Origin of the sequence: Actinokineospora terrae (assembly GCF_900111175.1) — a bacterium.
Lineage (GTDB): Bacteria > Actinomycetota > Actinomycetes > Mycobacteriales > Pseudonocardiaceae > Actinokineospora > Actinokineospora terrae.
Genome location: NZ_FOGI01000001.1, coordinates 675,267 through 688,439, shown reverse-complemented (window position 1 = coordinate 688,439; position 13,173 = coordinate 675,267). Strand labels below are relative to the sequence as shown.

The following is a 13,173-nucleotide window of genomic DNA, read 5'->3' as shown; positions in this document are numbered from 1 at the left end:
GACTCGGGGTGTGGGGGCGGATCCGGGACGGGTGGCTGTGCCAGGGTGGCCGCGGAGAGGGAGGTGCGGGTGGGGTTCGAGATCGCGGCCGCGAGCGTCGGGGACGTGCGGTTGATCGGCGAGTGGGCGTCGCGGGAGGGATGGAATCCCGGGCTGGCGGATCCGGTGGCGTTCGGGGTGGCCGATCCGGGCGGGTTCCTGGTGGGCAGGCTCGACGGGCAGCCGGTGGCCTGTGTCTCAGCCGTCCGCTACGGGGGCGGGTTCGGGTTCGTCGGGTTCTACATCGCTCTGCCGGAGGTTCGGGGGCAGGGGTATGGGATCCAGTTGTGGCGAGCGGGGATGAGCAGGCTGGCCGGGCGGTTGGTGGGGCTTGACGGGGTGGTGGACCAGCAGGCGAACTACCGGAAGTCCGGGTTCGCGCGGGCGTGGAACAACATCCGGTACGAGGGTTCGCTGTCCTCTGTAGACAGCACGGTGGACCTGGTGGACGCCAGGACTGTGCCGTTCGAGGAGATCGCGGCGTATGACCGGAGGTTCTTCCCCGAGCCGAGGGACGCGTTCCTGTCGAGCTGGCTGTCCCTGCCGGATCGCACTGCCCTGGTTGCCCTGCGCGGCAAGGCCATCTCCGGCTTTGCGGTCCGCCGCGCCGCGTGTGGTCCTGATCGGATCGGGCCGCTCTACGCTGACTCGCCGGGTACGGCAGCCGCGTTGCTCGCGAGTCTGTCCGCAGGCGAGCCGGTTGTCATCGATGTGCCGGATGCGAACCCGGCGGCGGTGCGGTTGGTGGAGGAGGCCGGGTTCACGCCGACGTTCGAGGCTGCCCGCATGTATACCGGCCCCGCACCGGAGGTCGATCTACTCGGTTTGTTCGGGGTCACCTCGCTCGAGCTCGGTTGACCGGGCCCGTTCGATGACTTCCTCGGGCCGCAGGGGGCTGGCCGGGTGGTGCGACAGGCAGAGCGGGGTGGTCACCTGCTGGAACCCGAAGGCCTCGCTGGAGACGTAGAACTGGGCTCGTTCCAGGCGGGAGATGTCGACCACCTGGCTGCCCCTGGCCCTGGCCATGTCGTTGGCGGCGGCGATCTGGGCGGGGCTGTTGAGCCTGCCGAAGAACTGGGTGGTGGCGTTGCCGACGATCTGGTTGTGCAGGCCCTTCGGGGCCTGGGTGGCGAACAGCAGCCCCAGGCCGTACTTGCGGGCCTGCGAGGCCAGCACGATGGTGCTGCGGGTGCTCGCGGTCAACGTACCCGACGCCGCAAGGGTTTGCGCCTCGTCCATCACGAACAGCGCCCCGAGTGGGCGGTCACCGGCGGGGTTGCGCTTGGCCCAGGCGAACAGCTCCATCTGGAGCTGGTTGACGAAGTTCTGCCGCTGCCCGTCCGCAGGCAGTCCGATGAAGCTGATCACCGACACCCTGGCGCGTTTGCCGTCCCGGGGCGTGAGGAGTTCACCGGGGTCGATGCCCACACCCGCACCCGCGAACAGCGGGTCGTTCACCATCGCCGCCTTGAGGGCCTCGGCCAGTTCCGCCGCGATCTTCTTGCCCCCGTTGAGCGTGCTGACCCCCTCCGGCAGGTCCTCCAGCACGGCGATCAACCCCGGCAGGCTCCGCGACCCGGACCGCGCGTGGTGGATGACCGCCTCACGCAGCACCGCCAGCCCCTTGTTGGCCCGCACCGTCGTCCCCGTCAACCGCACCAGCGGGGCCAGGCTGGCCACCGCCACCTCGACCGCCGCCGTGAACTCGTCCTCGTCGTCGAGCACCCCGGCGAAATCCGGCAACGGCTGGAACGACAACGGCCGCCCGTTCGATCGCCCCGGCGTCCACACCACGACGTCGGTGTCAGCGAGGTACCGCGCCGCCAACGCCGCGTCGTCCGCCCCCCACGCCTCCGGCGGCTCAGGCCACGCGTCACCCAACCGCGCCAGGTCGTTGTTCGGGTCCAGCACGATCGCCGAGACCCCTTGCAGCGCGCACTCCTCGACGATCCGTCGCAACAGGACAGTCTTGCCGGATCCCGATCCGGCAAAGACGACCGCGTGCTTGCGCAACGCCTCCAGATCAATCCGCAGCGACTCCCCCGCGCTGGTCACCCCCAGCCCAACCCCCTCCTGATCCGGCGGCGGGTGCGTGTCCCCGCCGCGCTGCCGGTACTCGGACAGCAGCGCACCGAGGAACGCCGACCGAGTTGCTGGTCGACGGTCGACGAGCCAACGGTGCAGACCCGGCACGTTGTCGGTCCGCAGTCGGTCGAGCGCCCAGAAGGTTCGCGCGTCTTCCTGGGACAGCTGCATCCGGATGCCCCCGGCGGCCTCGAACGCCTTGATCTCCGCCTGGGTCTTCACACCGTTGGACCACTCACCGTTGCGGATGATGACCAGCGTGCGATCCGCACCCTGGCTGAGTCCCACCACAGCCTTGCGCGCCTTGCGGAATCGGCTGAGCACCGCGTTGGGCTGGATGTGGCTGATCGCCCGGAACGCCCAGTGGACCTCCATGTCGGCCTGCTCGTCCAGCGTGCAGGTGATCCAGGCGTGCAGGTCGCCACTCGCGTCGGGTGACTTCCAGGCTATGTCGTCGTTCCCCCCTTCGATGATCCATGAGCGCAGGGCGGCCGAGAGCAGTCTCGGCATGAGACTGTCGCCTGCCGTTTGGTCGTACAGGGCTTCGAGGTCAGCCTCGGCCCTGGTCTGTTCGAACAACTCGTCCAGCCCGTTGTCGCGGAGTGGCTCCGCCGCCAGCGTGGCAGGTGGCGGTTCCTCGCCGGTGAAGGAGGTCAGCTCGCGGATCTCGTTGGTGCGCAGGCAGGTATCGATGTGCGCACCGATGCGCTTGAGCAGTTCACGCGGGGTGAGATCGTCCCAACCCTGTTCGAACGCCGACGGCGCGACCGGCCAAGTGGGATGCGGTGGGATGAAACCCATGTCGGCGTAAGCGACCCCGAGCCGCTTCTCCACCAGGGCACGGCCGGTCGCGCCATCAGGGATCCGACCGAGGGTGCGCTGCTCGCGGAAGCGGTCCGGCACGGTGTCCGCTGCCTTGGACTTGATCTGCTGCCAGGTGTTGGGCAGGCAGGCCAGTACCGTCGCGGTTCGGCGGGTGATCTCCCGCAGCCGCATCAGCCCGTCGCTGACCTGGGCCAGCAGCAGACCGTCCGCGGTGCCAGGACGGGTCGCCCGCTCGGACCGGGCGACCAGGGTATCGAGCTGGTCGACGCAGATGGCGATCGGGCCGGTCAACGCCAGCAGCCAGGTGATGTCGCGCACCAGGTCCATCGGCGACCTGGGTAACCGCCTGACACCCCACCGGAGCCGGTCCTCGTGGTCCAGCAGTTCCAGGTAGTCCTCGGCGATGTCGTTGGTCTCGTCGGATTCCGTGGCGTACAGGACGAGCACCCGCGCGGCGTCCGAGCACTCCCGCCCGACAGTTCGGTCGAGCAACCGCACGCCTGCGACGAACGCGTCGAGATGGTCCTTGGTCAACCCGCGCCCGGCGAGAACAACCTTGGTGGTGTCCTCCGGCACCACGCCGCGCTGGCAGACCCTCCGCAGGAAGGTCGTCAGCTGCGTTTCCCCGGACTCGTCGACCTGGCTCAGCCCGAACCGGAGGGCTTGGACGGCGGTCTCCCAGAAGGCATCACCGGTGGAGATGTTGTCCAGGAAGAAGTACCCGCCGACCGCGTGGAACTGGCGGCGCACCATGCCCAGCAAATGGGTCTTGCCGACCCCCTTGACGCCCTTGAGCACGAGGCCGAGCGGGCTCGGCCCCTCGCTGGCCACCGCGTCCCTGGCACTGGTGTGAACCGCCACCTGGACGTCGGGGTGCAGACCGTCCACGTGGAACGGGGAGTCGACCCAGACGTGGTCGGGGGTGTCCGCCCAGTCGAAGCGCAGGGTGGCCAGGGCGGCGTCCTCCTCGACGGTCATGACGCCTCGATGGAGATCAGGTGGTTGTCCTCGCCGCCGACCTTGATGGCGGCGGCGCGGTCGGTGTCGGTGAGGGTCTTGCGGTTGGACTCCGGGGCGAGGTCGATCGCGCGGCGCCTGCTGAGGTCCTTGAGCACCTCGTCCACGGCGGAGCGGTCGACCCCGACCAGCAGCGACCGCAGCTCGGCCAGGCCCGCCCAGTCGCCCGGATCGGCCAGTTTCGCGTAGGCGGCGCGGATCCGGCTCTCGACCTCGGCCGGGGTCAGGTCGACCTCGACGCCGAAGAGGTCGGTGATGGCGAGCTTCTGCCGCCGCAGGTACTGGTCGAGCCCGGCCAGGACCACGTACAGGGCCGGGCCGAAGGTGCTGCGCGGCGCGGGCCGCGGCGGCTCGCCTGCGGCGAACTCCTCGCGGCACCAGTCCAGGCCCGCCCCGGTGAGCGAGTGGACGTAGGGCCTGCGCTGGGTGTCGGTCTCGACCAGGCCGCGGTCGTTGAGCCCGCGGCGGTCGGCGCCGTCGAGGGTCAGGCCGTAGGCCTTCAGGTCGGTGTTGGTGGCCGCCCGCCCCAACACCATCATGGTGAGCATCACCGCGGTCTGGTTGTGCCCCAACCGGTCTGCCATGGGAACCCCTCTCGTCCTAGCTCGTGCTCGTGAACCGGGTCTGCAGTACGCGCGTGGTGTAGTCGATGGCGGCCCGGGTGTCGGTGGGCACCGGGACGCGGTGGCCGTGCGACCTGTTCCTGGTCAACACGTCCAGGTCGGCGGTGAGCTCGCGGACCCGCAGGTCGTCGCCGTCGCCCGCGGCCGCGTTCAGGTCCTGCACGAGGTCCCTGACCACCTGCCACAGGCCCGACCGCATGGTGGCCCTGCCTGCTCGCCGCAGGACGCTGATCGGGTCGACCTCGTTGTCCACCAAGGGGAAGACCTTGCGGAGCTGGTCGTGCAGGTCCCGCGCGACCTCGACGGCGCCCCGCGTCGAACCGAGCCGGATGTGGCGCAGGTTCGCCAGGTAGCCGGGCAGGTCGGCGACGGTCGTGCCCGCCGTGAGCACGAGGAACACCCGCCGGTCCTGGCCGACCGTGTGGCGCAGGAACAGCTCGGCCTCGGCGGCCTGCCACCGCGTCGGCCCGCCGTCGACGAGCAGGCACAGGTGCTCGGCGGCATCGCTCGCCCTGTCCAGCATCGCGCGGTCACCGGAGAGCGCCCGCTCGGCCGACAGCCCCAGTTCGGTGAGCGCGATGACCACCTCGTCGGCCAGGTCCCTCGCCTGCCAGGGAGAACTCACGCGGACGGTGTGGTCGTACTCGCGGTTGCGGTTGCGGATCGCGGCGACGAAGGAGTCCCGGTTGTCCGCGAGCAGGGCCGTGCGGTCGAGGTCGTGGGCCAGCACCGCGGCGATGGTCTCCAGCGCGTAGCTGATCTGGTCGGCGGACGGGGTGGTCTCCCGCTCCACGGCCAACCGCTCGCCGAGCGCCCAGTACGAGACGTAGGGGATGACCAGGTGCGACGCCATCACCTTCGCCGGGACCCTGGCGTCGAGCCAGTTGGCGAAGAGCCCGCCGGTCTCCTTGAGGCAGGTGGCGCGCCACTGCTCGGCCTCGGCGTACTCGTCGCGGGTGTCGAACCTGGACAGCACCGGGATGACGGCGAGCCGGGGTCGGTCGAGCGGCATCGCGTCCCGCTCGGCGTCGGCCTTCCCGGCCGCCCGCACCGCGCCCTGGATGCTCTGCAGGTTCGCGTTGACCACGAGCACCAACCGGTCCGGCAGGTGCGCGGTGCAGATCCCGCCGATGTCGGTGATCCCGGTCCTGCTGTCGACCAGGACGAAGTCGTACCGCTCGGTCCACCGCGCCCGGCACTGCTCCAGGTACTCGCCGAAACCCTCGTCGTAGAGCCGTTCCCAGTCGATGACCTGCATCCGGCCGAAGTAGTCGTCGCCGTCCCCGCCCGCCGGGATGAGGTCGAGGGTGTCGTCGAGCCGGATGGCGCGGTCCACCAGCAGTCCGGCCCTGAAGTCGTCGACCAGGTCGACCACGCCCGCCTCGGGGGGCACCTGGATCTTGTCCGCGAAGTAGTGGTGCAGACCGGGCGCCTCCAGGTCCCAGTCGACGCACAGGACCCGGAAACCCCACCGCGCCAGCAGGACGGCGATGTTGGACAGGGCGAAGCTGCGCCCGACCCCGCCCTTGAAGGAGTAGAAGGTGATCACCTGACCGGCCACGCGCCCCGCCCGGGTAACCGCATCGTGGGCAGGACCCCCGGCACCGGGCGCAGGATCGGCCAGTCCCGTTGCCAGGGCGGCGGTTCGAGCACGACCCGGACCATGTCCTCGGCGAGCCTGCCCACCTGCTTGCGGAAGTCGAAGTAGGCCGGGCTGTCCTGGTAGTGCGGCCGCGGCTCGTTCCAGTCCCGCAGGTCGACCGGGTTCCGGCGCAGCACCGAGTCCGGGAAGCTGTAGGAGTCGCTGTAGATCACCGGGAAGATCAGCCCGGTGTCGTGCAGGCCCATGTGCTCCTCGCGCCCGGCCATGGAGTGCCACTCGGCCAGGCACCACTCGTTGTAGAAGTACTTCGGCGAGCACACCGCCACGAGGACCTTGGTGCGGTGCAGCGCGCGGTAGAGCGCTTCCGGGAACTTCGTCCCACCGCCGACATCCTGGTCGAAGAACACCCGCACTTTGTCGACCAGGTTGTCGTCGAGCAATTCCCGCAGCCGGGGGTGGAAGTGGTGGCGCACCCACGGGCTCACCGTCTCGCTCTCCCTGTCGTAGCTGATGTACACGTCGTACTCGTACACATCGCTCCTTCGGGATCCACCGGTGGGCTGGTCGATCCTAAAGGCGTTGGGCGTGGCGCAGACAGGGGCGAAAAGCTGACAGAAGTCGGACAGAACATGGACAGCGCCATTTCGCGGACAGGAAGACGACAACCGGGTGACAGATCTCGACCGGCGCCGCCCGGTCCCCGACAATGCGTGTCGCCGGAAAGGCGCACTGGGCCGGGGGAAAGTCACAGGGGAGTGTCGATGTCGGAATCTTCCGCGCCGCGGGTTTTCGTGACCTATTCACACGACTCGGAGGTGCACAAGCGGTTGGTGCGCGAGTTCGCCGGATACTTGCAGGGGCGGATCGGCCTGGAGGTCCACCTCGACCAGTGGGCGGACGGGCCGCGGCGGGACTGGTCGTTGTGGGCGATGGACAACCTGCGGGACGCGGACTTCGTCCTGGTGATCGCCTCCCCCGCGTACAAGCGGCGGGCCGAGGGGCTGGCCCCGCCGGACGAGGGGCGGGGCGCGCAGTTCGAGGCGGCGATCCTGCGCGACCACCTGACGAAGAACCTGGCGGCGGGCACCCAGCGCGTGCTGCCGGTCGTGCTGCCCGGAGGGTCCGTCGAGGACATCCCGATGTTCCTCACCCCGTACTCCACGACCCGGTACGAGATCGCCGACTTCACCGAGGGGGAGGTCGCGTACTTGATCTCCGCCATCACCGGCGAGTCAGCGCACACGGCCCCGGAGCGCGCGCCGTGGCGGGGCGGGGTGGAGAGCACGCCGGGGGACCGCCCGCGGCTGCTGCTCGCGCAGCGGGAGCGCTGGCTCGACAGCAGCGACGACTTCGCCACCGGCACGGCCCGCATCGAGGGCGTCCCGTACGAGAACAGCCTGCTGCTGCGGCCCACGACCACCCCGGTCGAGCACAGCTTCGTCGAGTTCGACCTCGGCGTCGGCAGCTACCGCGAACTGACCACGACGGCGGGGATCGTCGACGACGCGACCGAGCGGTTCCAGACGGGCCGCATCGAGGTGGCGGTGGACGGCCGCCTGCGGCTGGCGGAGACCGTCAGCTGGGGCAGGCCGGTGCGCGTCCGGCTCGACCTGGCCGAGGCGCGGCGGCTGCGGCTGGCGATGTACCGGCCCGCGCCCGCCGCCACCCCGTTCGGTGGCGGCGCGGCCGGGCTGTCCGGCACGCCGCCGGAGCTGGCCTGGGGCGACCCGATGGTGCGGTGACGCTCAGGAGCCGATCGTGTACCTCAGGTGGGTGGCCAGCGCGGTGTGGCGCACCTCGATCGGGGTCAGGTTGAACTGACCGACATCGGTGAACAGGCGTTCACCCCGGCCGAGGACGATCGGGACGACGTGCAGGCGCAGCTCGTCGATCAGCCCGGCCGCGAGGAACTGGTTGGCGGTGGTCGCGCCGCCCGCGATGGAGACCGCGCGGTCACCCGCGGCGGCCTTCGCCCGGTCGAGGGCCTCGGTGATGCCGCCGGTGACGAAGTGGAACGTGGTGCCACCTTCGAGTTCCAGGTCGGCGCGCTCGTGGTGGGTGAGCACGAACACCGGCGCGTGGTACGGCGGTTCCGCGCCCCACCAGCCGGTCCACTCGAGATCCCAGCCGCCGCGGCCGGGGTCGAACATGTTGCGGCCCATGATGAACGCGCCCGCGTCGGTGATCCGGCCCCGCTCGACGGCGTTCTCCTCGGCCGCGTGGAGCATCCACCGGGGCAGCGTGCCGGTGGCGCCGTCCCCGAACGGGGTGTCCAGGCGCTGGTTGGGGCCCGCGGCGAACCCGTCGAGTGAGATGGTCATATCGCAGAAAACCGTGCTCATGGCGTCCTCCTGGTGGTCCTGACCTGGTGACGGAACCCGGGCCGGGCGCTCGACATCGACGCGCTGTGAGGCCGGTCACCGACGTGTGACTTCGGCCGAAACAGCTCAGGTCGGGCCGCCCGCGGACTATTCTGGCTGGTGCGCGCGCCGACGCCGGGTTGTGCCCGCTCGGTTGGAGACCGAGGGGGAGTCGAGCGGTGAGTGACCTGGCGATCACCATTCTGCTGTGCGTGGCGGTGTCGATCATCTACGCGGCCGCGGCGCTGATCCAGGCGCGGCTGGGGCACCTGTCGGTGCGCGAGCTGACCAGGGTTCCGGTGTGGTGGGTCGCGCAGCTGCTGAACGTGGGCGGCGCGGCGCTGCACGTGGTGTCGCTCGGGTTCGGCCCGCTGTCGCTGATCCAGCCGCTCGGGGTGCTGACGCTGGTCATCGCGGTGCCGTTCGCGGCGGTCGCGGCCAAGCGGCGGGTCACCGGGCTGGAGCTGAGCGGGATGGCCTGCACGGTGGTCGGCCTGGCCGGGCTCACGATGATCATCGCCACCTCGGGCCGCTCGGAGGCGCTGAGCTCCGGTGAGCTGGCCCTGCTGCTGGCCGTGGCCGCGGGGGTCGTGGCCGTCCTCGGGCTGCGCGGTCGCCGCCACGGGGCGTCGACGGTGTGGGAGGCGGCGGCGGGCGGACTGGCGTTCGCGGTCTGCTCGGCACTGTGCCAGACGGCGGTCGTCAACTTCGGCGCGAACGGACCGAGCTTCCTGTTGTGGCCCGCGACGGTCTTCACCATCCTCGCCATCGGCACCTTCGCCATCGCCGCGACCGTGCTGACCCAGCGCTCTTACCGCAACGGACTCGGCGCACCACTTGCCGTGACCAACCTGGCGAACCCGCTTAGCGCCACCTTGATCGGCATCCTGTTCTTGGACGAGGACTTGGGCGCGTCACCGATTGAGCTGACCCTGGCGGTCTTGTGCGGGGTTATCGCCGCTCTTGGCGTCACCCAGCTCGCGCGCGCTCGTGAGGCCGACCCGGTGGCTCTGCCTGTCTAGGGATAGCGGACGGTTAGCTTTACCTTGGTGTTGAGCGGGACAGTGCTGAGCGCCCTCGCGAACGCACTAACACTGGACGTCAGGTCTATGCAACCGGCGCTGCCCGGGGTAGACCCGCCGTGGATGAAGAACCCGCCGCGACCGAACGTGTGCGTGGTGTCGAACGGGTGCACCGTGATCCGGTGCGTCCCCCACGGCCCTGCAAAGCGCGACGCGTAGAACCACCGGCTGCTGAGATCCACCATTTGCGACGGGTCCACCCAGTACACACCCGCGGGGATGGGCCCCACGCCCTCCAGCCGCTGCCTGGCGGGCGAGTAGTCGAACGCTCCCGCCGCGTCAGGGCGCCCGGACACCGCGACCCACGACTGGCTCCCCAACGTCAACGTCGCCCCGTCGAACACCATGTCGACCGCCGCGTCCGCCAACCCCGAGTTCCCCCGCTCGGCCAGCAGCAGGTCCAGCCGGTCGATCCCCCGCTGGTACGCCGCGAACTGCGCCATGTCCCTCGCGTGCGTGCCCCGCTCCCGCAGCAACCGCGCCCGCTCCGCCACCAACTCGGCGGTCGTCCCGTTCCCCGCCCTGATCGCAGGCCCACCCGCCGCCACCGGCGCCGTCTGCCGCTGCACCCGGACCTGCCCCAACAGCCCCGCCACCGCGGCGTTCCCGGCTCCGCGCAACCCCCGCACAGCCACCTGCCGAGCCGGGCCCCGCTCGACCACAGCCCTCTCCTGCCCACCCTGACAGTGCCGCACCCACCCCACCTCCCCCCGGCACGGTAGCCGCTCCCGTACACCCCACGGTAGAGCCATGCGACCATCCCTTCCGGCCCAGTGGTGCCGGGCTCAGGTGGTCACTGATGGCTCGCTGGAGGCCGGCGCGGTGACAGGGGGTACAGGGGTGCAACCGGTGAGTGGGGGGTGGTGTTCTCACGGGGTGAGAGCTGTTGGGTCTAGTGGTGGGTGAGGAGTGGCCCGGGATGGTTTCGGACCTCGAGGTCGGGCAGAGACCGTTGTTGTTGCTCATCGGGAGCAGCGCGCGGCGGGGGCGGGAGTTCATTCTCAGGGCGGTGGCGCCGCGGTACCGGTTGTGGTTGTTGCAGCCCGCGGGGGTGAGCTGGGAAGAGCCGTACGTCGTGGGGAACACGGTGGTGGACAACACCGACCACGAGGCGTTGGTGGCGGCTGCCCGGGAGGTCGCGGCCGAGCACGAGGTGGCCGGGGTTTTCTGCTACGACGAGGGCCTGGTGTGGCCCGCGGCGTCGGTGAGCGCGGCGTTGGGGGTGCCGGGGAACTCGCCGGAGGCCATTGCCGCGTGTCGGGACAAGAACGCGACGCGGGTGGCGTTGGCGGAGGCCGGTGTGCCGCAGCCGGTGTCGGTCGGGGTGTACGACCTGGACGGGGCGTTGGCCGCGGCCGAGCAGATCGGGTACCCGGTGGTGGTCAAGCCGCGCGGGTTGGCCGGGAGCATGGGGGTCAAGCTCGCCAGGGACCCCAGTGAGGTGGCGGACGCGTACGCAGCGGCCACCGCGATCACCTACCCGGGTGTGCCGGTGTTCGACATGTCCGTGCTGGTCGAGGAGTACGTCGACGGCCCGGAGATCAGCGTGGACGCGGTGTTCCACGACGGCCGGTTCGTGCCGCTGGCGTTGGCGCGCAAGCAGGTCGGGTTCGACCCGTTCTTCGAGGAGACCGGGCACGTGGTCGACGCGGGCGACCCGCTGCTGACCGACCCGGAGCTGCTGGAGGCCCTGGAGCGCGCACACAAGGCGCTCGGGTTCCACACCGGGGTGACGCACACCGAGTTCCGCCTCGGCTCCCGCGGCCCCCGGCTGCTGGAGGTCAACGCCCGCCTCGGCGGCGACTCGATCCCCTACCTCGGCTACCTGGCCACCGGTGTCGACATCGCGCTCGCCGCCGCCGACGTCGCCGCGGGCGTGGTCCCGGACACCACGCCCAAGCACCGCCGGGTCGCCGCCGTCGCCTTCCTCTACCCCGAGCGCGACACCCGGGTGGACCAGGTCACCGTGCACGAGGACAACCTCGGCCCGCACATCCACGAGGCGACCGCGATGGCCGACCCCGGTGCCACCCTCAAGCTCCCGCCGCGCGGCTACATCGCCCGCTACGGCCGGATCATCGCCGTGGCCGACACGGTCGACGAGGTCACCGAGGCGCTCAAGGACCCGACCGCGCTCGTGGAGCTGACCGGGACGCCGGTAGAGGTGACCGCGTGAACCAGAACGACCACCCCTCGGTGGTGCAGACGCTCCGGCAGATCTCCCGGCCGGTGTGGCTGCTGCTGGTCGGCATGCTGGTCAACCGGCTGGGCAACTTCCTGCAGATCTACCTCGTGCTCTACCTGACCCAGAAGGGTTTCAGCGAGCCCGCCGCGGGCATCGCGCTCGGCGCCTACGGCATCGGCTCGGTCGTCGGCGTCCTGCTCGGTGGCACCATCTCCGACCGGTTCGGCTACCGGTGGACGATTGTGGTGTCGATGGCGGGTGCCGGTGCTTTGACCGCGGTGTTGGTACACCTGTCCGCGCTGTGGCTGGTGCTCGTGGTCGCGGCCGCCACCGGGTTGCTCGCGCAGGCGTACCGGCCCGCGTCGTCGGCGATGCTGGTGGAGCTGACGCCGGAGAAGCAGCACGTCATGGTGTTCGCGGTGTACCGGTTGGCGTTCAACCTGGGCACCACGGCGGGCCCGCTGCTCGGCGCGCTGCTGATCGCGTACTCCTACGACCTGATGTTCTACGTCGACGCCATCACCTCGGTGGTGTTCGCCCTGTTCGCGCTCCGGCTGCCGCACGCGGTCGCCGCCGCGAAGGACGACGGGTCCGCCGAGGCGACGCAGCGCAAGTCGTACCTGGCCGTGCTGTCGGACCGCGGGTTCACGCTGTTCATGCTGGCGCTGTTCCTCAACGCGGTCGTCTACATCCAGCACATCGCCGTGCTGCCGCTGCAGATCACCGCCGACGGGCACACGCCCGGGGTGTACGCGGCACTGCTGTCGCTCAACGCCGTCGTGGTGATCGCGCTGGAGCTGCCGTTCACCAAGTTCGTGCAGCGGCTGCCCGCCAAGCTGGCGGTCGCGCTCGGGGTCGGCCTGGTCGGCGTCGGGATGAACCTCTACATCGCCGGACCGGCCATCGCGATGTTCGTGGTCGCGACCCTGGTCTGGACCCTCGGCGAGATCATCGGCACCCCGACCGCGTCGGCCTACCCCGGCCAGGTCGCGCCTCCCGGCCTGCGCGGCCGCTACATCGCCGCGGCGGCGTTCCCGATGCAGATCGGCTACGCCGTGGGCCCCGCGCTCGGCGTGGCCCTGTGGACCGTCTGGCCCGCGGGCGTGTGGTGGGGCTCGTCGATCATCACCGTCGTCGCCGTCGTCGCCGCCCTGACCGGCATGCGCCAACCACCGTCCGAAGAGGACACCAAGCCCGAGCCGACCCCCGGCGCGGACACCCTCCCGCCCCCGCTGGACGAGGCCCACGCCGCCTCGACCTCGGAGGCCCGCGACCCGGCCTGAGCCCCCCAGCGGTGATGGGCCCCCTCCCCCGGGCCCATCACCGCTGGATCCCTTCCCGCCTCCTGCGGTCA

11 protein-coding genes are annotated in these 13,173 nt (G+C 70.6%); 5 read left to right on the top strand and 6 right to left on the bottom strand.

The genetic code is table 11. The features are described from left to right. The first annotated feature begins 69 nt into the window (after window positions 1-69). The gene (locus tag BMY07_RS02755; protein ID WP_218150566.1) at window positions 70-897 is read left to right on the top strand and encodes a GNAT family N-acetyltransferase; all 828 of its coding nucleotides are present in this window, start codon (window positions 70-72) and stop codon (window positions 895-897) included. Here BMY07_RS02755 and BMY07_RS02750 read toward each other — a convergent pair. The 4 genes from BMY07_RS02750 to BMY07_RS02735 are packed head-to-tail and all read right to left on the bottom strand — an operon-like array spanning window position 856 to window position 6,725. Continuing rightward, the gene (locus BMY07_RS02750; RefSeq protein ID WP_092774774.1) at window positions 856-3,927 is read right to left on the bottom strand and encodes an ATP-binding protein; all 3,072 of its coding nucleotides are present in this window, start codon (window positions 3,925-3,927) and stop codon (window positions 856-858) included. The genes BMY07_RS02755 and BMY07_RS02750 overlap by 42 nt on opposite strands. Further along, window positions 3,924-4,550 (bottom strand): hypothetical protein, encoded by a 627-nt coding sequence (locus BMY07_RS02745; protein ID WP_245782153.1) that lies wholly within the window; start codon window positions 4,548-4,550, stop codon window positions 3,924-3,926. Before BMY07_RS02745 ends, BMY07_RS02750 begins: the two co-directional genes overlap by 4 nt. 16 nt (window positions 4,551-4,566) lie before the next feature. Next, window positions 4,567-6,150, bottom strand: coding sequence for a tyrosine-protein kinase family protein (locus BMY07_RS02740; RefSeq protein WP_092774773.1), 1,584 nt, complete (start codon window positions 6,148-6,150; stop codon window positions 4,567-4,569). Beyond that, window positions 6,135-6,725, bottom strand: coding sequence for a toll/interleukin-1 receptor domain-containing protein (locus tag BMY07_RS02735; protein ID WP_092774772.1), 591 nt, complete (start codon window positions 6,723-6,725; stop codon window positions 6,135-6,137). The genes BMY07_RS02740 and BMY07_RS02735 overlap by 16 nt, the downstream gene beginning before the upstream one ends. 228 nt (window positions 6,726-6,953) lie before the next feature. On the opposite strand from BMY07_RS02735, the gene BMY07_RS02730 reads away from it, so the two are divergent. Continuing rightward, complete coding sequence (locus BMY07_RS02730; RefSeq protein ID WP_177215396.1) at window positions 6,954-7,934, top strand: SEFIR domain-containing protein; 981 nt, start codon at window positions 6,954-6,956, stop codon at window positions 7,932-7,934. 3 nt (window positions 7,935-7,937) lie between these two features. Here BMY07_RS02730 and BMY07_RS02725 read toward each other — a convergent pair whose 3' ends face one another. Further along, a complete protein-coding gene (locus BMY07_RS02725; protein ID WP_092774770.1) occupies window positions 7,938-8,534 on the bottom strand; it encodes a dihydrofolate reductase family protein in 597 nt (198 codons plus the stop codon). 197 nt (window positions 8,535-8,731) lie between these two features. On the opposite strand from BMY07_RS02725, the gene BMY07_RS02720 reads away from it, so the two are divergent. Beyond that, window positions 8,732-9,574 carry a DMT family protein gene (locus BMY07_RS02720; protein ID WP_092774769.1) on the top strand — a complete coding sequence of 281 codons (843 nt, stop codon included), beginning with the start codon at window positions 8,732-8,734 and terminating at the stop codon, window positions 9,572-9,574. Here BMY07_RS02720 and BMY07_RS02715 read toward each other — a convergent pair. Then, on the bottom strand, window positions 9,571-10,230 hold the full coding sequence (locus BMY07_RS02715; RefSeq protein WP_177215395.1) for a tlde1 domain-containing protein: 660 nt from the start codon (window positions 10,228-10,230) through the stop codon (window positions 9,571-9,573). The genes BMY07_RS02720 and BMY07_RS02715 overlap by 4 nt on opposite strands. Before the next feature lie 323 nt (window positions 10,231-10,553). Here BMY07_RS02715 and BMY07_RS02710 point away from each other — a divergent pair, with 323 nt between their 5' ends. Together BMY07_RS02710 and BMY07_RS02705 are read left to right on the top strand one after the other, a co-directional pair. Further along, window positions 10,554-11,810, top strand: a complete 1,257-nt coding sequence (locus tag BMY07_RS02710; RefSeq protein ID WP_092774767.1) for an ATP-grasp domain-containing protein — start codon at window positions 10,554-10,556, stop codon at window positions 11,808-11,810. Further along, on the top strand, window positions 11,807-13,102 hold the full coding sequence (locus BMY07_RS02705) for an MDR family MFS transporter (RefSeq protein ID WP_092774766.1): 1,296 nt from the start codon (window positions 11,807-11,809) through the stop codon (window positions 13,100-13,102). The genes BMY07_RS02710 and BMY07_RS02705 overlap by 4 nt, the downstream gene beginning before the upstream one ends. Window positions 13,103-13,173 lie beyond the last annotated feature (71 nt).